This is a genomic window from Salinibacterium sp. G-O1 (genome assembly GCF_030063305.1).
GTDB lineage: Bacteria > Actinomycetota > Actinomycetes > Actinomycetales > Microbacteriaceae > Rhodoglobus.
The window spans coordinates 297740-320537 of the sequence record NZ_JASISV010000001.1 but is presented as its reverse complement, the minus strand read 5'-3'; the positions used below and the strand labels follow the sequence as shown (position 1 = coordinate 320537).

The window sequence follows — 22798 nt, the reverse complement described above, 5'->3', positions numbered from 1 at the left end:
CGGCCTAGGCCGTGGCGATGCCGGGCGTCTGACGCGGTCGCGCCGGTCGCGCGGCCTTGGTGTCTGACTCCACCCCGCCATCGACCAGTCCGGAGTCGACGGGAGCCTTGGTGGGCACCTGCACGGGCGGCCGGTCTGACAGCGGCCGAGTGTCGCTCGACAGCCAGAGCGGACGCTCAGGCAGCTTCTCGATGCCCACGAAGATCTCGGCGAGCTGGACGTGGTCGAGCGTTTCCTTCTCGAGCAACTCTGTGGCCAGCCGGTCGAGGGTGTCGCGGTTCGTATTGAGCACCTGCCAAGCCTCATCGTGAGCCTGGTCGATCAGCGTGCGCACCTCTTCGTCGATGGTCTCGGCGATGGTGTCTGAGTAGTCGCGGCTCGCGCCCATGTCCCGACCGAGGAACGGCTCGCCGGCGGTGAGGCCGAGCTTCACGGAACCTACCTTCGCGCTCATGCCATATTCGGTGACCATGCGGCGGGCGATCGCCGTCGCCTTCTCGATGTCGTTGGACGCCCCGGTCGTCGGGTCGTGGAACACGATCTCCTCGGCAACACGGCCGCCCATGGCGTAGGTGAGCTGGTCGAGCAGTTCGTTGCGGGTGACCGAATACTTGTCTTCGAGCGGCAGCACCATCGTGTAACCGAGTGCGCGGCCTCGCGGAAGGATGGTCACCTTCGTCACGGGGTCGGTGTTGCGCATGCTGGCGGCAGCCAGAGCGTGACCACCCTCGTGGTACGCCGTGATGAGCTTCTCTTTGTCGTTCATCAGTCGTGAGCGGCGCTGCGGGCCGGCCATGACGCGGTCGACAGCCTCATCCAGCGCACGGTTGTCGATGAGCTGGGCGTTGCTGCGTGCGGTGAGCAACGCGCCCTCGTTGAGGACGTTCGCAAGGTCTGCACCGGTGAAGCCCGGTGTCTTGCGGGCGAGCACCTCGAGGTCGACACTGTCAGCCATCGGCTTACCCTTGGCGTGCACCTCGAGGATCTGCTTGCGACCCTGAAGGTCTGGCGCGTCGACGCCGATCTGGCGGTCGAAACGACCGGGGCGCAGCAACGCGGGGTCGAGCACGTCTGGGCGGTTGGTGGCAGCGATCAGGATGACGTTCGTCTTGACGTCGAACCCGTCCATCTCGACCAGCAGCTGGTTGAGGGTCTGTTCGCGCTCGTCGTTTCCGCCACCGACGCCGGCGCCTCGGTGACGACCGACGGCATCGATCTCGTCGATGAAGATGATGGCCGGGGAGTTCTGCTTGGCCTGGTCGAAGAGGTCGCGCACCCGGCTTGCACCGACACCGACGAACATTTCGACGAAGTCGGAACCGGAGATCGTGTAGAACGGCACACCAGCCTCGCCGGCGGTCGCGCGGGCGAGCAGCGTCTTACCGGTACCGGGAGGGCCGTACAGCAGCACGCCCTTCGGGATGCGGGCACCAACAGCGAGGAACTTGGCCGGGTCTTTCAGGAAGTCTTTGATCTCTTCGAGCTCTTCGATGGCCTCATCCGCACCCGCGACATCGGCGAAGGTCACCTTCGGGGATTCCTTGCCGACCAGCTTTGCCTTCGACTTACCGAACTGCATGACCTTGTTGCCACCGCCCTGCATGCGGGTGAGCAGGAAGTAGAAGATCACACCGATGATGAGGAAGGGCAGCAGAATGCCGAGCAGGCTCGTGAAGAAGTTGGTCTGCGGCACCTCGTCGTCGAACTTCACGTCTGCCGCGTTGATGGCGGTGACGATCTCCTCGCCGCGAGGGGCGACGTAATAGAACTGCACCTGCGTGCCGTTGTCGCCGGCGGCCTTGGAGAGCGTGAGGTCGACGCGCTGCTCGCCATCCACGATCTTGGCCGACGAGACGGTGTTGCCCGAAAGCAGGTCGAGGCCCTCCTGGGTGGAGATGACCTTGAAGCCGCCGCCCATGAGCAGGGTCGACCCAATCCACACGGCGACGATAGCGAACACGATGTAAACAATCGGGCCCTTGAAGATGCGCTTAAAGTCCATGATGTTTGGGCTGCGGAGCCCAGACCTTTCCTGCTGGAGACACGTGCTGCAAGGTTACCGCTACCGCGCTGCACGGCGGCTGGATGTTCGCCTTGGGCGTTACTCAGGAATAGACGTGCGGCGCGAGCACCGCGATCCCGCGAAGGTTGCGGTACTTCTCGGCGTAATCGAGCCCATATCCCACGACAAAGGCGTTCGGGATGTCGAAACCGAAGTACTTGACGTCGACGTCGACCTTCGCGGCATCCGGCTTGCGAAGCAGCGCGAGAATCTCGAGGGATGCTGGCTGGCGGCTCTCGAGGTTGGAGCGCAGCCAGGCGAGGGTGAGCCCGGAGTCGATGATGTCTTCGACGATGATGACGTGGCGGCCGTTGAGGTCAACGTCGAGGTCTTTCAGGATGCGCACGACGCCGCTCGACTGGGTGCTGGCCCCGTACGACGACACCGCCATGAAGTCGAGTTCGACGTGCATCTTCAGTTCGCGGGCGACATCCGCCATCACCATGACCGCGCCCTTGAGCACCGCGACCAGCAGCACCCGCTCGCCCGCGTAATCCTGCTCGATGCGGCGCGCGAGTTCGGCGATCTTCTCGTTGATCTGCTGCTCAGTCAGCAGCACCTCGGTGAAGTCATCGGCAACATCGGCGAGTTCCATTGGATCCTTATGTTTCGTTCGTTCTGGCGCTGAAGTGCAGCAGCCCACTGCGACGTTCAACTGTAACGCCGGGCAGGTCGATGCGCCCCTGCCCGTGCCAGTCGGTGACCAGCCTGGCGACCTCCAAAGTATGGCTCCGGCTCAGCGAGACATGGAACTCACTCTCGACAGCCAACCGGATCAGCCGCTGCCTCAGGGCTGCCGGGTTCGCGGCGAGCGCCTTCACCGGCAGCGAGATGCCCGCCTCGGAGTGCTCGGCGAGGTCTTCCGCGATCTCCTCGGCAAAGTGGTCGAGCGCCTCGGTGTCTTCGCGCAACTGCTCGGCCGTGCGGGCCAGGGCCTCGCTGATGCCGGGGCCGAGCTCGGTCTCGAGCATGGGCAACACCGTGGTGCGCACCCGCACGCGCGTGTAGGCGGGATCGAGGTTCTGCGGGTCGTGCCATGGCGTCAACCCCGAGTCTGCGCAAAACTGCTCGGTCTGACGACGCCGGATACCCAGCAGCGGCCTGCGGTAGATGCCCGCCTCGGCGGCCATCCCGCTGAGGCTCGCCGCCCCACTGCCGCGCGCCAACCCCAGCAGCACGGTCTCGGCCTGGTCGTCGAGGGTGTGGCCGAGCAGCACCGCGGTCGCGCCCAACTCCTGCGCCGCCTCGGCCAAAGCGCGGTAGCGGGCTGTTCGGGCCGCGGCCTCCGGCCCGCCGTCCACCCCCACGGTGACGGTCTTGACGGTGACCGGGTCGAGCCCGAGGGCGATGGCCTGCTCGCGAGCCTGCGCCGCGGCATCCGCTGACCCCGCCTGCAGACCGTGGTCGACGATGACGGCGCCCGCTTTGGCACCGGCCCTGCTCGCCTCGAACGCGGTCGCCGCCGCGAGCGCCAGGGAGTCCGGGCCGCCCGAAAGAGCGACGAGCACGAGCTCACCGTCGGCGAGAGCGTCGCGCACGGCTCGACGAACATCGGCGATTGCGGGAGACAGTCTCTGACGGGAGTGCGGCATCCGATAACGTTATCGGCAGCAAACACCAGACTTTTTTAGGAGCATGAGCCATGACCGCATACGACGTCGTTGTCGAGATCCCCCGGGGGAGCCGCAACAAATACGAGGTCGACCATGAGACCGGCCGCGTTTACCTCGACCGTTACCTCTTCACCAGCTTCGCGTACCCCACCGATTACGGGTACTTCGAGAACACGCTCGGCCTCGACGGTGACCCCGTCGACGCGCTGATCCTGCTCGACGCGCCGACCTTCCCCGGCGTCGGCATCTCGGTGCGCCCCGTCGCCGTCTTCAACATGACCGACGACGGCGGCAGCGACGCCAAGGTGATCTGCGTGCAGGCGAAAGACCCGCGCTGGGCGCACATCCAGGACCTCGGCGACATCCCGGAGTTCACCCGCAACGAGATCGAGCACTTCTTCGAGCACTACAAAGACCTCGAGCCCGGCAAGTGGGTCAAGATCGATGGATGGGGCGACGCGGCAGAAGCCGACGCCGTCGTGCAGGCCGGCATCGAGAAGCTCGCCGACGCCAAGCACTAGTTTTCGCACGAACAGCAGGGCGGCCCCGGGGTTCCGGGGCCGCCCTGCTTCTGCGTGCGGGGGTGGGGTGGTGGCCGCGCCTACCGCTGCCGCGCCGCCGTCCCTGCCACCTCCGCCCCTGCCGCCCTGCCGTCGAGATTGCGCAAACTGTCGCTATCCGAACATCCATTCCGACGATTCGCGCAATCTCGGCGAGGGATGCGCGTGAAGTTGGGATGGCGGAGGGGCCTGCGGCATCGCCCATAGCCGCCGAGGTTGCGCAAACGGTCGCTATCCGCGCATCCATTCCGACAATTCGCGCAATCTCGGCGACGGATGCGGGTGAAGGACGGGTGCGGGACGCCGCGGTGGGTGATGCGGCGGGACGGCAGCGAGAGCGCGGCCGGGCGGGTCAGCCCGTCGGGCGAGCGACGTAGGACATGAGGTCGTAGCTGCGCACGGTGGCGATCTTCACGGGGATTCCCTCGTACTGGGCCTCGATCATCCTGCCGCCGCCGATGTAGAGACCCGTGTGGTAAACGTATGAGCCGTCTCCCGAGTAGAAGATCAGGTCGCCGCGCTGCATCTGGCTGATCGGCACGAGCCTGCCCTGACCGCTGAGGTAGCGATACTGGCTGGTGGATCCGTGCGCGCCGATGTACACGCCGGCCGCCGCGTACGACGCCTTCGTGAGGCCCGAGCAGTCCCAGGCGTCCGGGCCGTAGCCGCCGTACTGGTACCGGTCGCCGAGCTGGGCGGTCGCGAAGGCGATGGCCGCCTCGACGGCAGAGGGCGCCGGAGCTGGCGCGGGAGCGGGGGTCACAGGCGGCGCGACCACGGGCGGGGCGACGACCGGGGGCGTCACCACCGGCGGCGCAACCACGGGCGGCGTCACCACCGGAGGCGTCACTACCGGTGGCGCAACCACGACTGGCGGCGTGACCACGGGCGGGGTGACGCTGCCTGGGGTGGAGGGCTGCGTAGGTGTGGGCCGCGGAACACTCGGTGCGATCGGTGCCGTCGGCACCACCGGGCGCACGTCGGTCTTGCCCTCGATGTACAGCCGCTCAACCTCAGCGGTGGTGCCCTTGAGGGCGGCGAGCTGCGCGTAGAGCTGATCGGCTGCGGCCTGTTGGCTGGCGATCCTCGCGACGACGACCGCCGAGGCCGCGTTGGCGTCGTCGAACGCCGTCTGGGCATCCTGAGCCAGCGCCGTGCGGGCCTTCTCAGCAGTCTTGGCCTGGGCGGTGAGCGCCGAGGCGACGTTTTTGTCCTGGGTGGCCTCGTCGAGCAGGTGCGCGGTCTGTTCCGTGAGCTTGGTCATCGAGCCGAGGCTGCCGAGCATGTTGCCGGCGTCCGGGCTGAGCACGAGACTCAGGCTGAGGTTTCCGCCACCGGTGCGGGCGAGCTGGGAGATGATCTGCCCCGCACGACGGCTGGACTGCTCGGCTCGCGCCGCGGCATCCTGAGCCTGTTCGTCGAGGCGTTCCGCCTTGGTGGATGCCACATCCAGAGCATCACGGGCGACGTTGTACGACTCGCCCTTGATCTGAGCCGCGCGCCCGAGGTTGGCCGCCTCGGTCTCAAGGGTGACGAGGTAGCGCTCGATCTCGGCCGCCGTTGCTGCCGTGGTCGCCTGGTTCTGCCGGGCGTTCTGCACGTCATCCCATGACGGGTATTCAACTGCGGCGGCGGAACTCGCCAGCCCGAGCGTGAGCATCAGGCTTGCGGAGACGACGATAGTAAGCGCCCCCAGGGGGCGGCGACGCGCAGGCATTAGCGCTCGGAGACCAGGCCACGTGAATTAGCCAAGGCGGATTCCCTTGCCGGACATGAACGGCACTGGGTCGACAAGGTTGCCGTTGACCAGCACCTCGAAGTGGACGTGGCAGCCGGTGGAGTTGCCGGTACTGCCGATTCGCGCGATCTGGTTGCCAACGCCCACTGACTGGCCGTACGAGACCTGGATGCCGCCGTCGATGATGTGGCCGTAGCGGGTTGTCACGCCGTTTCCGTGGTCGATCATCACCATGTTGCCGTAGCCACCGTTCCAGCCCTGGGCCGCGTACACGACGGTGCCCGATGATGCGGCAAAGATGGGGCTTCCGCAGCCGGCGGCAAGGTCTATGCCCTTGTGGAAGTTGCTGCCGTAGCCGATGCTCCAGCCATACACGGACGAGAGGTAGCCGCCTGCTGGGCGAACCCAGCCGCTCAAACTGATCTCGCCGGCTTCCAGGCTGGCTGCTGCAGCAGCCGCAGCGGCCGCAGCAGCGGCTGCAGCTGATGCCGCGGCGGCGGCGGCCCTGGCCGCCTCACGCTCCCGAACACCCTGAAGGTAGCTTGCCTCGGTGACCGCGGTGGCGGCGGTGAGTGCGACTAACTGAGCCTCGAGCTCTTCTTTGTGCTTGGTCTGGGCTGCCACCGCAGCGGCGGCCGCAGCGGAGGCAGCCTGCGCCTCGATGAACAGCCTCTCGGCCTCTTCCTTGAGAACCTTGAGCTCCGTCTTGGCGACGTCGGCGGCGTCGGTTTGGGCCTGTGCCGTGTTGCGGTCGACGATGGCACGTTCGTAGATTGCGTAGGCCTGCTCGCTGACCTTGCTGGAGAGCCCGAGGTTGTCGAGCAGGTTGTCTGCGTCCTGCGCGTTGAGGAGGAGGTTGGTGGTGAGGTCTCCGCCACCGTTGCGTACAAGCTGCGCGGCCATCTGGCCGGCACGCTGCTCTGACGCTGCCGCTTTGGTACTCGAGGCGTCGGCCTGCTCCTGCAACGTGCCTGCACGTGCGGCCGCGGCAGCGAACTTGCTTTCTGCATCCTGCCAGATGGTGCCCTTGGCCTCAGCCTCGGCCTGCGTGCGCACGGCGTCAGCTTCGAGCTGCGCGAGGAGCGATCTGATCTGGTCAACCGCGGCGGCGGTGGCTGCCTGGTTGTTGCGGGCGTTCGTGACGTCCTGCCACGTTGGGTATTCGGCGGCTGACGCGGACGGCGAAGAAATGGTGGTCGCTGTGACAGCGATGCAGAACGCAGCAATGACCGCAATCACGCGATCTCGTTTCGACCGCAAAGTGATACTGGTCGCCCCCCGGCGAATGTACGTGTTTTTCATTACTCCCCAAATCGTGTTCTGCGCAGCCCCGAGTCACGCCAGTAACACTGATAACAATGTTCACAGTAGCAACGTCGAGCGCGTTTTCCCAGAAAAATCTTGAAGAGCCCACTTTGTTAAGGTTCAACAACGGATTGAAACTACCGCGCTGAGGAATGGATGCCTCGGACATCCTCACCTTTTGCCCATTTTGCCTCGGTTTGGCTTTTGCGAAATAGACCCCTATGCTTGTCCCTCGGTAGCTAAGAAAGTCTGTGACTTCGAGGCCCCATCGTTTAGTGGCCTAGGACACCGCCCTTTCACGGCGGCAGCACGGGTTCGAATCCCGTTGGGGTCACCAAACACAGAATTTAATAGCTAGGCCCTGTAGCGCAGTTGGTTAGCGCGCCGCCCTGTCACGGCGGAGGTCGCCGGTTCAAGTCCGGTCAGGGTCGCAAAGCAGAAAGCCTCTTCGAAAGGAGGGGCTTTTTGTGCAGTATGAGTGAAAACTCGTACGGCTCTGTAGCTCAGTTGGTAGAGCGCACGACTGAAAATCGTGAGGTCACGGGATCGACGCCCGTCGGAGCCACCACTAGAAGTGTCGGTCAGCTGGGTGTTTCGAGAGTTGTGCCACCGAAGGCGTTTGATGCGCACGTGTTGAATGACTACATTGCGATTGCAGCTCGCCCCCTCTATCGCTTTGTACGCCCGATTTCACGCAGAGCTTGTTAGGTGCGTTCTAACGTTTCGTGACTACATGGGTTCCAGTCCGGAGAGATGGACGCGCTGCTCATCCTGATTTTCATGGGTTTCCCCAGAACAATACGTCGACTGTAACTAGTCCGGAATTTCGCGGTGGTTCCACGGTCAGAGCTCGTGAGGTCACCGAAGGTACCGTCAAGGCAACCGGCCTTGACCTGACCCATGCCCCACTTGCCCTGTCCTCGCAATGGACGACCATCCTGATGGGGACTTGCGTGGCTCCTCGGGAGCAAATCGGAGGATCGAAGTGTGGGAGCCGGAGCAACGTCAGCATGCACTCCCCCTCCGTAGACTCTTCTATTCGCGATCGGTTTGGTTCAGTGTGGGACGCGAGATTCGAACATGTCGTGTTACCAAGATGCTGCTCAAGAACGCCGAGTCGAGGCGAATCGCTATATGCGAGCTGTCTCAGCATGCGGTTCCGGTGGTTATCGCGACGGCGATCGAGTCAGGCGACCCAGAGCTCTCCGCTGAAGCGCGAGCTTTCATGAACGAGCTCGGTGAGAGCGGAAGCTTCGGCCACGCGAAGGAGGTTCAGGCCGTTCTCGAAGGAGCCCTGAGCGAAGCTGATGTCATCGACTAGGTTCGCCGTGTGAGATCGCGGTCAGGTTAGCGCGGTCAGGCTAAAAGACCCGCAACACCAATCGCTTCTGCCGCCTGCTTAGCGCGAACCGGCATCCAATCCACAACGCGCGCGATCGTGTCCGTTTGGAGCTCGGCGGGCATGTCCGAGGCAGCGTCAGACATGACGTCCCCGATCTCAAGGATTTGCAGTGCTACAACTGACAGCAGGTCATCGCTAGCCATTCGACATTGGCGCGCTACTGTCTCAAGCTCGAATCGAGCTACGTCGCCCGCAAGATTGCTTGCCCCGAAGCGAACCGATAGTTCAATCTCGCTCGCACGTTGCCGGAGAGAGGGGTGGTCGAGTGCTGGATCGCGACCGAGATATGGAAGCACCGAAGAAGCGTCGTACATCGGTGTCAGACTTGCTCCTTCCGGTCCCAGGAAGATCGAGTAGTTCTTCGCGTGCGCGTCCGTCGAAAGAACGATCCACGAGAAGAACAGCATGGCTGCGTAACGTCTGAGGGACTCAGCATCTGCATGCTGGGAGAGCATCGCGGCAATCGAGTCGATGCCGGGACCCCCATGTTTCTCGTACTTGCGCAGCTTCGGCTGGCCGAGCGCCTGGAGTAAGTCTTCTTGGTGCAGCCGAATGGTTTGGCCGTGCTCGACGCGCCGGTCAAATCTCTCGACAACGAGGGAATGCTGACCGCCGCTTGTGAAGAGTTCCACCCTCGCGGTCGGAATCCCCAACAAGTAGGCCGTACGCATGACTAGGTATTCGACTAGCTCGCCGTCTGGGACGCCCTCGACTTGTGGCTTGAACAAGTGTGTTGAGGCATCATCGCCGGAGGTCTCGAACCAGTCTTCGCCATGTCGAGCAAGCGAAAACTTCCTCTGGGCGCCGCCGAGTGAGAATTGCCCGGGCGCCGGTTGTCGGTCGTCGTGCCATGCGGTGTCGTCACTACGGATCTCGCGAATGCGGTCCGCGATCTCGGCACCTGTAATCATGCGCCTCGTCGAGGTCACGGACGCTCCCGAAGACCGAAAGGATGCGGCACCCGCTACGTCCTGCCCGTATTCGCGAAGGAGAAGAAACGGCTCAACGCTGTCGAGCCCCGCATCGGTGGCCCATCGTTGGCGCACATCCGGATTGTCCGGAAGGAGGTTGTCGATGAAGTTGGTCAACCCTCGTCCACGGTGTTCTTTTTGAGACAGAGGAAGAGAAATGGATAGGGGCACAGATTCGTCGGCGCTCGACCAATTTTCGTCGTAAACGAGCAAATAGTCCTCGGTCGCGATTCGGGTCAGAGTCCCAACACGATAGCCATACATATGGACGTCTAGATCTTCAGTCATTCCGCACCGCTGAGTTCGATGAATCTCGGTCGATGAAATGGATCGCCTCGCGGACCTTCGAAAGCTTCGCTGAGTCCATGCGCAACTCGGACACGGTCATGTTGGGAATCAGTAACCGCGGAATTGCGTCGCCACCCGACCTGAGCGCGTCGACCCGCACGACTAGATCGAGTTCCGCGAGCACTGCAAAGGCTTTGGACAAGGCGACTTCGCTACCGCCCTTCTCGAACCGCACCAACCACTGACGAGTCACGCCCGAACGCTCCGCTAGGGCGTTCTGGGAGAGCTTTAGATCGCGCCTCCGCTGTCGCGCGATAGCACCGAAGTCGGTAGGTGTTCGAATGCGCATCTGACCCTTCTTAGCTCCAAGGCATACTCTTGTCACACTCATGTTACATCTGACGCGATGTAATACATACCGTACAAACGAAAAATAACACATACATCAGACAAATCTGCAGATATCTGGGCCAACGCTGCAGGCGAGCGAGCGCTGAGGGTCGTGTCCTATTTCGACCAACTCTTGATTCACCAACCGGGCCTCGAATCGGTAGTCAGAGCGAGCGCAATTATTGCAGACTGCCCCGCCGGGCTCGCTCTGCCTCATCTTGGACTTCGAGTTGTATTTGGTCCGGACGGGTTCGAAGTCCGAGGGGCAACACCGTCAGAGTCTTTTGTGCGGCTAGAAATTGATGGTCATGAAGACAGTGCAGGCGGCTCGGTCTGGTTGGACCGTAGCGGTACTCGTGGCGACCTGGACGACTTCATTCTTGAGCGAATGGCGATCACGGTCAGCGCGGTGGTTAATCGATCGGCCCCCAGCGGCGAAGCGGATTTGGCCGCTGGACTGGCGGACCCCGCTCTGGCTCAACTGCTCGTCAACGAAAAGGCCAACGAGGCAGAGCGGTCTCGCGCGGCCCGGCTGATGGGAATTGACCCGTCGAGTCACGTGCAGTTGATCGCAATCCAGGGCGAGTTCTCCGACTCAACCCAAGTCGAAAGACTCGGAGTGAGCCTTCGCGACGCGTGGCAGCGTCCCGCATTTACTGCTCAATTGTCGCGAGAGATCATCATCGTCGTCACGACCGGTCGAATGCCCATCAGCTGGAGCGGAGTATCGATTGACTTGCGGGCGGCAAGTAGCGGCGTCGTCGAGGTACTCGCTGCGCCCGTCGCCTGGAACCAAGCGCGCAGCGCGCTCCGCTTTGCCGGACTAGGCCGCTCCTGGCCCCGCCAACTCGAGGCCACCCAGGTTGGAGTACTTGGCGCGCTTGCGAAACTAGAGCCGGCCCTAGTCCGCGACGATCCAGACGTCCGCAAGATCGAGTCCCTCGCCGCATCTCCGGGTGGGGATGAATCCATCCGGATACTCGACACCGTGCTGCACTCAGATTCACTTCGCTCGGCGGCGCGCGACGCGAATTTCCATCACAGCAGCATTCAGTCACGACTGGCGACAATTGAACGCCGTTTCGGCCTGTCGGTGAGATCGGGCCTCGACCGCCAGCGTGTCGCGACAGCTCTACTTCTCTGGCAGCTACAAGGCGCGAGTTAGCTCTCGACCAAAGGGGTCGGCACGAGTCACCATTGAACGAACCAGGCCAGGACCTGCTTTTATGCGTCTAACCGAGTTCGCCGGGATAGAAATGGTGGAAGTAGATCATATTCACCACTTTCGCCACGCTCTGCGTCACGCCGGGGTTGGTCTCTCGAGTGAGCCCGTCTGAGCTGTACCAATTCCGATTGAACTGTCGCCCAAAATCGGGGTCAGACAGGTTCGGCAGTTGCAACTCTGCTGTATCTGCTGAGACCGGTTCGCGGGTGAGTTGAACGTACCGACCGAGGATTCTGGCTGTCGTAGTGACGAAGGTCACTCCATCGGTCTCGGCTAGGTCGGGAATCATCCGCCACAGTGCGCTGGGGTTCCAGGCCAGGCGGTGACTGTGGGTTTGAACATAGTCGGACTGGGGCCACCCACTCGCGTCCTCCCCCAAGCCATTCGTGTCGATGGATATGGACGCCCAGATCGAGTGCGCCCCACTGTCGCTCATGTCTATTGCCCCGCCCGAAGCCTCCTCGATGAAGGGGATAACGCCTGCGACGACGCTGCTGTAGTACGGTTCAGCGTCACCTCGCACAGCTACCTGGTCGCCGTTGGATACCGCGATGTACGCAGTCTCGCCCGCGCCAACCCATTGCGCGAACTGCGGAGCCTCGAAGATCTCTCGCAGCTCTTCAAGCCCAGCGACGTTCCCGCGCTGATTCATTCCCCACACGAAAACCATGCCGGCGGTTGCTGCCATGTTCTTGACCGAGGAACGGTCTTCGAGGGCAGCGAACTCCGTTTTCGAGCCCGCCAGAGCACGGTCGCCGTTGTTGTCATCGAAAGCGAGTTCCTGAAGTGCGGCTAGACCAATCGCTTCTGCATACTGCGGCAACCGCTCGTCGCCACTGAAGTAGTAGAGAAAAGGCAACTGCTGCAAGTCTTCGTCGATCAGTGCCGCATCGTTTTGGAATCGAGAAGCGTGATAGGCCACTGTGAGGTATTCAGGCCGAATATTGGCATCGATGATGGCATCACCGATGGCTGTGTATGCGGGGTCTGCAGTGATATCCGCATTCACGTATGCCGCGAGCGCGCGAGCAGTCCAGGCCCGTTCAGCGAGGCTGGAATTGGTGGTCGTGAGGATAGTGTCGTTGAGTTCGCGGATCAGCGGAACGAGGTCATCCTCGAAGGTAACGCCGGGGTCGTCCACGCTTGCAACCAACGGGTTGGCCTCAACGAGGTAGCGCTCTCTCAAGCTTTCTGGATCATCATTGCCGAGAATGGCGAGCGTTGACCAAGTGCGGTCCTGCCGCAGGTAGCGCTCGGCAAACGTCGCTACACCTGTCGATTTGCGCGTCGGGCCACTAAATGTCGCGCGCGCGCCGTTGACCCCGACCGACGTGACGGTATCGACGTTCGACCCTACGACGATTACGGCCGAGGATCCTACGGTGGAAACGACCGCCGTTGCGGTATCCAGACCCGAATCGGAGTCGCCCAGAGCTATGGAGAAATCAGTGGTGCTCAGCGCACCGCCGCCAGGCAGCGTCCACTGTCCATCCAGAACGACGAGGGAGGTCGCAGCAACTGATTCCGGGGCATCGGACACATCGGACGTTCCGCGATATTCCACGGTCTGAGAAATGCTGCTGCCGTTTCGAGGAATTCGGTACTGAACGAGTTGATAAGCCTGCCTGGGAGTACCGCTGACGACGAGCTGGTTCACCACGGTGACAATGACGACGGCAACCCCCGTCTCGACCGCGACGCTGACGTTCTGCCGAGACGACGCGGCAGAGAGAGCCGCTGCCGATGCAGCCGCCTTGTACAGGGTGACGTTGTCGAACCACGCCTTCGCCCGACCCTCCACACCGTGAACGATCTGAACCGACGCCGCGGCTGCGGGGACGGTCAGGGCCCCGGTCACTCGAGTCCATGAAGCATCGACGAAAGCGCCAATCTGCACCAGGCCAATCTCGGTGCCGCTCCCGTCGAGAAACCGTGCGGAAGTGGAAACAATGGCTCCAGGGTCCGCATTTTCTCGAGCGCCCCAGGCGTGAACGGCAAGGCGCTCACCCGGCGCGACAGCTTCCGCCTCCGAAGTCCAGGAACCACCTGGCGAGGCTGACAGTGGCAAGGGGTCTGGCACTGGCACGCCGTGCGGCACGAGCACGACAGCATCGGCCCGGTGACGCGCTGTGTCATCCAGAGTCAAAGCCACACTGCCTGCTGCACCCATAGTAAAAGTGCCGAGGAGCTGGAATGAGTTCGTGGACAACTTTTGGTTGAGCACGACTGTCGAGGTGCCGGCCGAGTGCGCAATCTCGTAGCTCGCGGTGGACGAATTGGAGCCGTTGCTGGTGCCAGCGGCAGGAACCCAGACGTAGACGTCATAGTCCCTTGGTTCCATTCCGGTAAACGACCAGGTGGCTCTCGATCCTGGGGTGATGCTGTACCGATGTGCGCTGGCAGTATTTCCGGGGTAGTTGCTCGTGGCCCACGTGCCCGTCTCCACATAGCCGGCAGAGCCTGTGTCGGCGGCGAACGATCGTGGCATGAGGGGTTGCCCGGCCGGGAGCACGAGAATTGCGTCTGCACGGGTGGTGCTCGTGCCGCCTGCCGCAAGGGCGAGGGTTGTTGCGCCGTCGAGCGCCCAGCTGCCCAGCGGCGCGAACGTGCCAATGCCCTCGCGTTGGTTGTGAGTCACCGCTTGCGGGCCGCCCACAGCCTGCACTGTGTACGGCGCGGCAGCGGGATTGTTCTGTGCGGACGAGACGCTCCCAGGGATCCAGACGTACACGTCGTAATCGCCAGTTGCGACAGTAAAGGAGAACGTCGCCGTCGACCCTGCCGTTGTGCTGTACCGGTGGCTGGGCTGCTGGTACCCAGCGAGCGCACTGTTGCGCCACGTCCCAGTCTCCACGTAGCCCCGAGAGGTGAAATCGATAATGAGAGCGTTGGGGTTGAGGTCGAGTTGGACGGCTTCCGCCGGCGTCGTATCGATCGCTAGCGAATGCGCCCCGCTCGCAAACCGGTCACTCGACCAGCTCAGCACCTCAGGACCTGAGGCTGCCGCCCCCTGCCAACCGGCCGCGCTGCCATTGTCTTCAACCTCGGCATCCGCATTGATGTCGCCGTTCATCATCCGCTCTTCACGCAGGGTCGCCCTGGCAAGCAGGTCGGTCCCGCTCACGCCGAGAGCGGGCGCCGACAAGGTCGATATCGTCCCAGCCTGTGAACCCGTCCGAGGAATGGTGACCTCAAGGTCGGCTGTCTCAATCGTGACCCCGCTCGGTACATCCACTACGTCGATTGGTGCGATGACTGTGGGTACGGATGTCGCTGCAAGGCGCAGCTCATACGTCACCTTCTCGAACGCGTCCACGTCATCCACAACGTAGACATCAGCGGCAACCATTCGCCCAGCCTCGACTCGCTGCCCTCCCACCTGGGTGGGCAGTGGATCCGATTCGCCCTCCCGAACGACGAACAGAGCGTCGGCAGTGATCTGCTCGGCAGCATCAACCACGAGAGGAAGCCGAATCGAGGCCCCTACTCGGGGTTGCCCCGCTGTCTCTGTTACGGTCGCAATTCGCAGGAGAACCCCGCTCACCGGGTCAACACCGTACGCGACAGACGTGTGAGGTGACACCACGGCTCCGATCACCAGAACGGCGAATACAGCAAATGCGGTCGCGCGCGAGCGCACGAGACCACGACGGCCAGATGTATTACTCATCAACAAATCTCCCTTGATTCATGTCAGACGCGAGACGCGAGACGTCCTAGTAGCTATGCAACCTCGGCCAATGGAGCTGCACACCAGTCGTTTCCAGGGTGCGCTGATAGTCGGAAAGAGTCTCATCTGTCGAGAGAACCGCGTGCGGTTCAGTACCTGCCCGAAGGCAGAAGGCCGCAAGTCGACCTGCCGCCTCTCCGATGTTCCACTCGACAGGATGCAGTCGGTAACAGCCATTGGTGATGTGGGTTGTGGCGATGTTCTTCGCCCCCGCAATCACGTTGCGCACCCGTTGCGGAATGAGCGCTCCGAGCGGGATCTCGAAGGGATACGCGGCAATATCGATGTAGTTGTCGCCGCCCGTTGAGGGATGCAGATCGATGCGGTAACTGCCGATGCCGACCGACGAACGCCAGCCCCGCACCCCCAGGCCGTCGCGATCGAGCGCCGAGACATCCTGCTCCACGACTCTTTCAAGGCCAAGGATGCGGCGCGATTCGCGGTGATAGGCCGCCTTGGCGAGGCCGTCGCGGGTGCCCACCACGTCACCTCGAAGCTTCAGACCCGGATAGCCTGCCTCGGTCTGCAACCAATACATGAGTGAGAGGCTTTGCTGTCGCGCCGCCTCGAGGTGAGCCGCGGCCTCCTCGGCAGAATTCTCGAAGAGGTTGCCGCCCAGATAGTCGATTGATGGCCAGTTGACGAGGGTGATATCACTCACTCCCGGCGTGGTGAGGTGTCCACGGGCGAGCACGCGCCGGAATAGCCAGGCATTCGTGCGCGCCGGGAGATCGTCGTCAACGCTCGTTGGCCCGACGGCAGGGTCGAACTCGGGGTTCGGATCGAACTTCATTGTTACGAGCTCGTGGGTAATGCGATGCGGTGCGGTGAACCCGAGTTGAGGCAATCCGCCCCAGGCGCCCGGCCGATAGTCGCGCCAGTACTCATAGTCCCGCGGGCGCTCAATCGTGTTGTCTTCGCCGGGATGGTGCGACATCGCGAAGCAGACGCTCACCGACTGCATATTCTGCGGCGCGGCGATCTGGGGGGCATGAAGCTCCCCGGTGTCAGTTTGGGACTCGGCACCAGTCACATACTCAATGCCAGCCAGGGGCAGCAGTTCGCCGATCTCCGTCGCGTCGACGAACATTCCAGAGCGGAGGCGCGTCGTGCCCCCATCGATAAGGTCGAGCACCTCAACCTCGGTAACACGGTCGCCGTCAACATGGGCGCGCACCAGTCGGTTCCTCATCAGGATCGTGAGCTTTCCGCTCGCGACCCAGGGTGCCAGCATCGCCTCGAGAACCGCGAGCGCGACTCGCGGCTCATGGGTGAGCCCGGACACACGACCCGCGCCGGGGTTGAGCGCGGCCTGGGAGGCGGCGACGGCGGTCAGCGGGTAGTTGCGGCGGTAGTAGTCGCGCACCCCGGCTCGAAATCGGCTGTACTCGCGCGTGGCGCCGAACTGCTCGATCCACGGGTGCTCATCGGGCGGCACAGCCTGGGAGGTAAGTTGCCCGCCTATCCAGTCGGTCTCCTCGGTGAGGATGACGCTGCTTCCGCCGTCGAGCGCCGCCAGAGCGGCCGCAACGCCACCCACGCCAGCACCCAGCACGATGACATCGGCATTGAGCTCGGTCATCCCTTAACTCCAGTCTGGGCAAGGCCCTGTACGAAATAACGTTGCATGAAGACAAAGACCAGCAGTACTGGCCGCACGGTGAGGGTGGCTGCCGCCTGTTGCACGTTCCAGATCGGGAGTCCGACCGAGTCCGTGTATTGGGTGAGGGCAAGCGGCAGCGTGAACTTGTCGCGACTCGAGAGAAAGACGAGTGGCTCGAGAAAGGCGTTCCACGACGCAAGGAAGCTGAGGATAGCGACGGCCGCAAGTGACGGGCGCGCGAGCGGGAGCGCAATTCGGCGGAATATTCCGAAGCGGTTCAGGCCATCCATGGATCCCGCGTCTTCGAGCTCTTGTGGAATCCCGAGGAAGAACTGCCGCATCACGAATGTACCCATCACGCTGGAGGCTCCGAAGATCGGCATGATGATGAGCGGCCAATGCGTGTTGTTGAGGTCGAGTGCTGTGAAGAGTTGGAAGAGCGGGATGATCGTCACTTCGGCTGGCAGCATGAGCCCAAGCAACACCACCAGGAAGAGCGCGTTGACGCCTGGGAACCGGATTCGAGCGAACGCATAGCCGGCCATCGCGGATACCGCGAGTGTGCCAAGAGTCACCAGCACTGCGATGTAAAGGCTGTTCCAGTACTGCAACAGGAACGGCTGCTCGAACACCGCAACGTACGCATCCAGGGTCGGATCACGCGGCAGCAGCGTGGGCGGATACTCCATGATCTGGCTGAGCGGCTTGAAGCTGGACGACACCATCCACCATGCCGGAAACAGGAAGGGAATCGTCAGAAGGATGAGCGCCGAGTAGAGGGCGATAACGGATCCGCGCCACTTCTTCGAGGCGGTGAGCGTGCGGCTAGTTTTCATTGTGAACCCACTTCGTTCTGGCGAGCCATTGCACGAGAGTCAGGCCGAGGACGACGACGAACATGACGACTCCGACTGTGCTGCCGTAGCCGAACTCCTTCACCTCAAAGGCGACTTGATACAGATAGTTGGCCAGCACGTTGGTCGAATTCGACGGACCACCACCGGTCATGATGCGTATCTGCGCGAAGACTTGCAGCGATCCGATCACTGTCACAATCGACACGAGGAGCAAGGTCGGGCTGATGAGCGGCATCGTGATCGAACGGAACACTCTGAAACGACTCGCGCCGTCAATCCGAGAGGCCTCAACGAGCTCTTCCGGTACGTCCTGCAACGCAGCCAGGAGCAGGATCATGTTGAGCCCGACGCCCTTGAACACCTGAACCACAATCACCGAGAGCATCGCCCACCCTGTGTCTTTGAGCCAGTTGGGGCCCTCAAGGCCCACCAGCGAAAAGAGGGCGTTGATGCCGCCATTGTTTTGCAGCAGGAAGGTCCACACCAGGGTCCACGCGACAAGCGAAACCACCACTGGCGAGAAAAAGATCGTGCGAAAGACGGTTGTGCCAGCGAGCTTCTGATTGAGCAGCACGGCGAGCACAAGAGCGATCGACATGTTCAGGGCGACCAGCCCGACGGAGAAGATTCCGCTGGCAATAAGCGAGTCCCGCAGAGTGGTGTCAGAGAGCAGCCGAATGTAGTTGTCCAGCCCGGAAAACTCGGGACCACCTGCGAGCGGTCGCCAATCCTGCACCGAGTACCAGAACAGCGCGACAAGCGGGTACACCACGAACACGGCGGCACCGAGAATAGATGGTGCGATCATCGCGTACGCCGTCGAGATGTCGTTCTTGCGTTGACGTGAAAGCTTCGGTCCCCGTTGGGGAGCGCCGCGCCGGGCGCTCCCCAACAGTAGTGGACGTACAGTTGACAAGGTTTAGCGCTCCAGAAGGGGTTTCATCACGCCACAAACGTCAGCCGCGATACTCGGGATGTCGGAGTCTGCCGTCCAGATTCCGTCGAACAGTGGCTGCACTGCGTTGCTGATTGCCGCGAAGTTCGCGTGCGACGGGAACGTCTGGGCGTCTGTCACCGTATCTACGACGATTTCCTGCAGCTGGTCAGCGCTGAGTACCGGGTTCACCGGACCGAGCACGTCGACGTTAGTGAGTGACAGTCGCGGCGCCGGGAAGAACTGTGCCAGTTTGGCGGCGTTCTCGGGGTTGCTGTAGTAGGCGAGGAATCCGGCCGCCTGCGCGTGGTTATCGCCTGCTTTCAGCACGCCGATGCCTGCCTGACCGATGATGTTGACTTGCCCTGCCGGCCCTTCGGGAAGCGGAAGCACGTCCCAGTCGAAGCTGCCGTCGAGCTTATTGGCCTGGCTGATACCGCCGGCATCCATGGCAGCTCCTCCGCTGAAGAAGTCGAAGTTGCTGCCGGGCTTCGGGAAGGCAGCGTCGACATAGACTCCGTCGCGGATGAACTCGAGAGCCTCCACCATCTCAGGCGAGTCGAACGTGCACTCCGTGCCGTCCTCGCTCCATGGGGATGCGCCGAATCCCTCCCAGATCAAGGCAAGGTACTGCCACACTGCCGGGTCGAGCCGCACAGGGAAGCCGGGCTTTCCCGTGGCGGCGAGGATGGCGGCACTGGAATCACGAATGCCGTCCCACGTCCAGTCACCTGCCTCCAACATTTCGCGCGCGGTCGGGATTCCTGCCGCGTGGAAGAGGTCGTTATTGACCATGAAAATCTGGGGCGTCGTCGAGAACGGGTATGCGTAGGTCGAGTCGCTTTCGGTCCACAGCTTCATCGCGCTCGGATTCAGGTCTTCGAAGTCGTAACCCTCGGTCGCACTGAGGGTCTCTGTGAGGTCAACAAGTGCGCCAGCATCTACGAACTCTGGTGCCGAGCTTTCGAACATCCAGGCAAGGTCGGGCGGGTCACCCGCCGCGATACGGGTAGTCAGCGTGCTTGTATAGGCGTCGAAGGGGATGGTCTCGAACGTGATGGACGAAACGAGGTCGGGATTCGCCTCCACGTACGCGGCGCCGATCTCGTTGAACAGGGCAAGGTGTGCCTCGTTTGCCGACCAGAGGGCGACGGTGAGGTCTACCGGTTCGTCGGGCAGTGCTGGCTCGGTAGAACAGGCCGCGAGGGCGCCCACCATGAGCATCGAAGTGAACGCGGCGCCGATCCGGCGAGCGTGTTTGGTGTGGTTAGTATTCATGTGCAGCTCCTTTGCTGTGGTTGTTTTGCGGTTCTGGTGCTGTGTGTAAACCCCCGCGCGGCCTGCATGCCGTCGCGGGGTCTCACTCCGGCGTTGCTAATAGCCCGAAACTCCTTCTGGCCATCTGCGAGGAATGCCGAAGCGTTCTGTGAGGCCCTGGAAGTCGCCGAGGAGGCGACCGTCGTGCCAGACCTGGTGTGGGGTGCGGCCCGAAAGCGCGCAGTCGGCTGCAAGAAGGCCGGCGACTTCGCCGGCGTTCCACTCAACCGGGTGTAGGCGGTAGCAACCATTCGTCACATGGGTTGTGCCGATGTTCTTGGCGCCCGCCAGCAGATTCTCCATGCGCTCGGGGATGAGAGCTCCAAGCGGGATCTCGAACGGCGACGATGCCACGTCGATGTATCCATCGCCACCCGTCGAGGGATGCAGGTCGATGCGATACATGCCGATACCGATGCTGTCTGGATAGTGCACAGCTCCATGGCCGCCGCGCACGGCAAGCGACAGGTCTTGCTCCACAACGCGGCGGAGCGGGCGGATGCGCCGACCCTCACGGTGGTACGGAGCCTGCGCCAGGCCATCGTCGGTACCAGTCACATCGGGGCGCAGGCGCAGTCCCGGCCAACCGTGACCACCGTCGAGCCTCGGAACCTCGGTTTGCAGCCAGTACAGGAGCGAGAGGCTGAGCTGCCGTGCATCGCCGATCCGGGATGCCATCGTCGCGTCATCCACATCAATGACATGCTCTTCGAGGTAGTCGATCATGCCCCAGTTCACAAGCGAAATGTCGCTGGCATAGGCTCCGGGTTCGAACATGTCTCGGGCCGCGATGCGGCGGAACAGCCACAGGTTGTCGTGACCGGCCACCACACTCTGATCGGCGTCCACGGCAAGGGCGTCGTCGCCAGGGTTCGGCTGGAAGACCTTATATTCTTTCTCGCCAGTTCGGGGATGCGGCGCCTCGAGACTGAGCAACGGCCCACCCCAGGCGGCGGGAGCCGCCGCGCGCCAGTGTTCGTACTGCTCAGGTTTGTCGATCGTGTGGTCGCCGTCGACGTGGTCGAGGGCAAAGCAGACGGTGAGGGCCTGAATATTGTCTGGTTGCGCAACGGCAGGCGCGTGTGGTTCTCCCGTGTCGTCGCGCGACTCGAATCCCGTCACATACTCGGTACCGGTCAGGGGCAGCAGGTCGCCGAGTTCGGTCGCATCGACCACATAGTTTGCGACGACCTCAACGTCACCCGCTGTCTGGCTCAGCAACCGCACGCTGGTCACTCGTGCGCCGTTGACCTCCGCCGCGACTGGCTTGGCCAATCGCACAATCGTGAGCTGGCCGCCAGAGACCCATGGCGCGAGCATTTCTTCGATAACGGCGACAGCGACCTTGGGCTCGTGGCACAGCTTGCTGACCCACCCCGCTCCGGGGTTAAGATCGCCACGGTCCCGCGCCCGTGAGTCGAGGGGAAAACTTCGGCGGTAGTACGCACGAATCCCGTCTCGCAACGCTCGGTAGGTCGCAGTGGCGCCGATGTCCTCAATCCAGGGATGCTCATCGGGCGGCACCGCCTGGGAGGTCAATTGCCCGCCCAGCCAGGGCTCTTCGCAGCTCAGCACTACGGTCGCTCCGCGCCGGACGGCCGCAATCGCCGCCGCAACCCCGCCGAGTCCGCCGCCGATCACTGCGACGTCTGCACGATATGACGTCACAGCTCCACCCCTCGAGAGCTGCTGGTCTCGCTCGACGGCGTTCGGGGCGCGGGGCCCGCGGTGGTGCCGTCGATGACGGCGCAGGGGAAAAGGCGTTGCAAATCGTCGGGGCTCGAAGTACCGTCGATAAGTTCGGCGAGCAGCCTCACGGCCTCAAAACCGAGTTCATCGCGAGGGATGTGGAATCCGGTCCAGTCCACTTCGTCGGCTATCTCGGCGTCACCCAGCTGGGCGATTGACAAGTCTTCCGGTACTCGGATGCCGCGTTCCTGGGCCTCTGCGCGCAACATGCCCGCGATGCCCGTGTTGTCGGTCACGACCGCTGTGAGCCTGTTGTCGAGAACTTGTTGGAGAACGATTGACGGCGTCGTTGTCGAGTCGATGAAGACGCCGGGTTGATCGCCCATCGATCTCATGACATCCCGGTAGACGCGCAAGCGCACATTGTTAACCTGCTCGGGATTGAGATCGCCGACGTATCCAATGCGTCCGTGTCCGTAGGCGAACATGAGATCGAGCACGTCGCGAGTCGCAGGCTCATAGTCCGGCGCTACATACGGCACGGTTCCGGCGTCGGAATGGCGAGCGCCGATGAATACGAATGGGAAGCGCTCGTTGAGCAGGGCTTCGAGGTCGCGAGCGTCGTAGTGCAAGCCGAGGAGGATGCATCCATCGGCTACCGACAGTGAGCGCGCACCGTCGGCGAGCATGCGTCGCCGACCCTCGGTTTTGGCGGCACCCGTGAAGAGCACCAGGTTCCAGCCTGCGGTTTCGGCAGCACGCTCGACACCCACGAGAAACGGGTGGTAGAAGCTGTCGGCCTCCCCCGCGAAGATGGGCTCGTAGGTGAACACACCCACGAAGCCGCTGCGACCGCCGGCGAGGCGCTGGGCGATCGGATTGACAACGTATCCCGTCAGGTCGATGGCCTCGGTGACCTTCGTGCGCAGCTTGTCGCTGACGCGTGACGTGCCGGATTCGAGGCTCGCGATGACATGCGACACCGTTGCCTGGCTCACCCCGGCGAGCCGGGCGACGTCAGCCTGCGTTACGCGTCGCGTTGACGCGTTGGCGTTCTTCTCCATGGCACCTCCTCGTGCGTTCGCCGAGAAGTATCCCGGCCGGTTTTGTAATG

At 62.8% G+C, this 22798-nt stretch carries 17 protein-coding genes and 3 tRNA genes; 6 read left to right on the top strand and 14 right to left on the bottom strand.

Features of this window, described 5'->3' with window-relative positions; genetic code table 11:
- Positions 1–4: 4 nt before the first annotated feature.
- From ftsH to tilS, 3 genes are all read right to left on the bottom strand, one after another.
- Complete coding sequence (gene ftsH, locus QMG83_RS01545; protein ID WP_283503606.1) at positions 5–2002, bottom strand: ATP-dependent zinc metalloprotease FtsH; 1998 nt, start codon at positions 2000–2002, stop codon at positions 5–7.
- 103 nt (positions 2003–2105) lie between these two features.
- Positions 2106–2657: a hypoxanthine phosphoribosyltransferase gene (gene hpt, locus QMG83_RS01540; RefSeq protein WP_283503605.1), complete on the bottom strand. Its 552-nt coding sequence runs from the start codon at positions 2655–2657 to the stop codon at positions 2106–2108.
- A 7-nt stretch (positions 2658–2664) separates the two neighbouring features.
- Positions 2665–3654 (bottom strand): tRNA lysidine(34) synthetase TilS, encoded by a 990-nt coding sequence (gene tilS / locus QMG83_RS01535; RefSeq protein ID WP_283503604.1) that lies wholly within the window; start codon positions 3652–3654, stop codon positions 2665–2667.
- 50 nt (positions 3655–3704) lie between these two features.
- Here tilS and QMG83_RS01530 point away from each other — a divergent pair, with 50 nt between their 5' ends.
- Positions 3705–4196: an inorganic diphosphatase gene (locus QMG83_RS01530; protein WP_283503603.1), complete on the top strand. Its 492-nt coding sequence runs from the start codon at positions 3705–3707 to the stop codon at positions 4194–4196.
- A gap of 391 nt (positions 4197–4587) precedes the next feature.
- Here QMG83_RS01530 and QMG83_RS01525 read toward each other — a convergent pair whose 3' ends face one another.
- Positions 4588–5952 (bottom strand): C40 family peptidase, encoded by a 1365-nt coding sequence (locus tag QMG83_RS01525; RefSeq protein ID WP_283503602.1) that lies wholly within the window; start codon positions 5950–5952, stop codon positions 4588–4590.
- 27 nt (positions 5953–5979) lie between these two features.
- Entirely contained in the window at positions 5980–7212 is a 1233-nt protein-coding gene (locus QMG83_RS01520) for a M23 family metallopeptidase (RefSeq protein ID WP_283503601.1), read from the bottom strand.
- Between the two features lie 327 nt (positions 7213–7539).
- On the opposite strand from QMG83_RS01520, the gene QMG83_RS01515 reads away from it, so the two are divergent.
- The 4 genes from QMG83_RS01515 to QMG83_RS01500 all read left to right on the top strand — a co-directional run bounded on the left by QMG83_RS01515 (position 7540) and on the right by QMG83_RS01500 (position 8599).
- Positions 7540–7615 (top strand) — tRNA-Glu (locus QMG83_RS01515).
- Between the two features lie 20 nt (positions 7616–7635).
- A tRNA-Asp gene (locus tag QMG83_RS01510) sits at positions 7636–7709 on the top strand.
- A 61-nt stretch (positions 7710–7770) separates the two neighbouring features.
- Positions 7771–7846, top strand: a tRNA-Phe gene (locus QMG83_RS01505).
- 528 nt (positions 7847–8374) lie between these two features.
- Entirely contained in the window at positions 8375–8599 is a 225-nt protein-coding gene (locus tag QMG83_RS01500) for a hypothetical protein (protein ID WP_283503600.1), read from the top strand.
- A gap of 35 nt (positions 8600–8634) precedes the next feature.
- Here the strand turns inward: QMG83_RS01500 and QMG83_RS01495 are convergent, their stop codons facing one another.
- Complete coding sequence (locus QMG83_RS01495; protein ID WP_283503599.1) at positions 8635–9939, bottom strand: HipA domain-containing protein; 1305 nt, start codon at positions 9937–9939, stop codon at positions 8635–8637.
- Entirely contained in the window at positions 9932–10288 is a 357-nt protein-coding gene (locus QMG83_RS15435) for a helix-turn-helix domain-containing protein (RefSeq protein WP_502948986.1), read from the bottom strand. The genes QMG83_RS01495 and QMG83_RS15435 overlap by 8 nt, the downstream gene beginning before the upstream one ends.
- A 327-nt stretch (positions 10289–10615) precedes the next feature.
- Between QMG83_RS15435 and QMG83_RS01490 the strand changes: the two genes are divergently transcribed.
- Positions 10616–11494, top strand: coding sequence for a CdaR family protein (locus tag QMG83_RS01490; protein WP_283503598.1), 879 nt, complete (start codon positions 10616–10618; stop codon positions 11492–11494).
- 67 nt (positions 11495–11561) lie between these two features.
- On the opposite strand, the gene QMG83_RS01485 is transcribed toward QMG83_RS01490, so the two are convergent.
- The 7 genes from QMG83_RS01485 to QMG83_RS01455 form a co-directional block, all read right to left on the bottom strand.
- Entirely contained in the window at positions 11562–15224 is a 3663-nt protein-coding gene (locus tag QMG83_RS01485; protein WP_283503597.1) for a golvesin C-terminal-like domain-containing protein, read from the bottom strand.
- Between the two features lie 46 nt (positions 15225–15270).
- Positions 15271–16866, bottom strand: a complete 1596-nt coding sequence (locus QMG83_RS01480; RefSeq protein WP_283503596.1) for an FAD-dependent oxidoreductase — start codon at positions 16864–16866, stop codon at positions 15271–15273.
- Positions 16863–17723, bottom strand: coding sequence for a carbohydrate ABC transporter permease (locus QMG83_RS01475; RefSeq protein ID WP_283503595.1), 861 nt, complete (start codon positions 17721–17723; stop codon positions 16863–16865). Before QMG83_RS01475 ends, QMG83_RS01480 begins: the two co-directional genes overlap by 4 nt.
- Complete coding sequence (locus tag QMG83_RS01470; RefSeq protein WP_283503594.1) at positions 17713–18552, bottom strand: carbohydrate ABC transporter permease; 840 nt, start codon at positions 18550–18552, stop codon at positions 17713–17715. The genes QMG83_RS01475 and QMG83_RS01470 overlap by 11 nt, the downstream gene beginning before the upstream one ends.
- Before the next feature lie 111 nt (positions 18553–18663).
- Complete coding sequence (locus QMG83_RS01465; protein ID WP_283503593.1) at positions 18664–19956, bottom strand: ABC transporter substrate-binding protein; 1293 nt, start codon at positions 19954–19956, stop codon at positions 18664–18666.
- 96 nt (positions 19957–20052) lie between these two features.
- On the bottom strand, positions 20053–21663 hold the full coding sequence (locus QMG83_RS01460) for an FAD-dependent oxidoreductase (RefSeq protein ID WP_283503592.1): 1611 nt from the start codon (positions 21661–21663) through the stop codon (positions 20053–20055).
- A complete protein-coding gene (locus QMG83_RS01455; RefSeq protein WP_283503591.1) occupies positions 21660–22748 on the bottom strand; it encodes a LacI family DNA-binding transcriptional regulator in 1089 nt (362 codons plus the stop codon). Before QMG83_RS01455 ends, QMG83_RS01460 begins: the two co-directional genes overlap by 4 nt.
- Positions 22749–22798 lie beyond the last annotated feature (50 nt).

Bases quoted from the DNA above. Each gene is read 5' to 3' on its own strand.
- ftsH (WP_283503606.1), bottom strand. From the start codon at position 2,002: ATGGACTTTAAGCGCATCTTCAAGGGCCCGATTGTTTACATCGTGTTC.
- hpt (WP_283503605.1), bottom strand. From the start codon at position 2,657: ATGGAACTCGCCGATGTTGCCGATGACTTCACCGAGGTGCTGCTGACT.
- tilS (WP_283503604.1), bottom strand. From the start codon at position 3,654: ATGCCGCACTCCCGTCAGAGACTGTCTCCCGCAATCGCCGATGTTCGT.
- QMG83_RS01530 (WP_283503603.1), top strand. From the start codon at position 3,705: ATGACCGCATACGACGTCGTTGTCGAGATCCCCCGGGGGAGCCGCAAC.
- QMG83_RS01525 (WP_283503602.1), bottom strand. From the start codon at position 5,952: ATGCCTGCGCGTCGCCGCCCCCTGGGGGCGCTTACTATCGTCGTCTCC.
- QMG83_RS01500 (WP_283503600.1), top strand. From the start codon at position 8,375: ATGCTGCTCAAGAACGCCGAGTCGAGGCGAATCGCTATATGCGAGCTG.
- QMG83_RS01495 (WP_283503599.1), bottom strand. From the start codon at position 9,939: ATGACTGAAGATCTAGACGTCCATATGTATGGCTATCGTGTTGGGACT.
- QMG83_RS15435 (WP_502948986.1), bottom strand. From the start codon at position 10,288: ATGCGCATTCGAACACCTACCGACTTCGGTGCTATCGCGCGACAGCGG.
- QMG83_RS01485 (WP_283503597.1), bottom strand. From the start codon at position 15,224: ATGAGTAATACATCTGGCCGTCGTGGTCTCGTGCGCTCGCGCGCGACC.
- QMG83_RS01480 (WP_283503596.1), bottom strand. From the start codon at position 16,866: ATGACCGAGCTCAATGCCGATGTCATCGTGCTGGGTGCTGGCGTGGGT.
- QMG83_RS01475 (WP_283503595.1), bottom strand. From the start codon at position 17,723: ATGAAAACTAGCCGCACGCTCACCGCCTCGAAGAAGTGGCGCGGATCC.
- QMG83_RS01470 (WP_283503594.1), bottom strand. From the start codon at position 18,552: ATGATCGCACCATCTATTCTCGGTGCCGCCGTGTTCGTGGTGTACCCG.
- QMG83_RS01465 (WP_283503593.1), bottom strand. From the start codon at position 19,956: ATGAATACTAACCACACCAAACACGCTCGCCGGATCGGCGCCGCGTTC.
- QMG83_RS01455 (WP_283503591.1), bottom strand. From the start codon at position 22,748: ATGGAGAAGAACGCCAACGCGTCAACGCGACGCGTAACGCAGGCTGAC.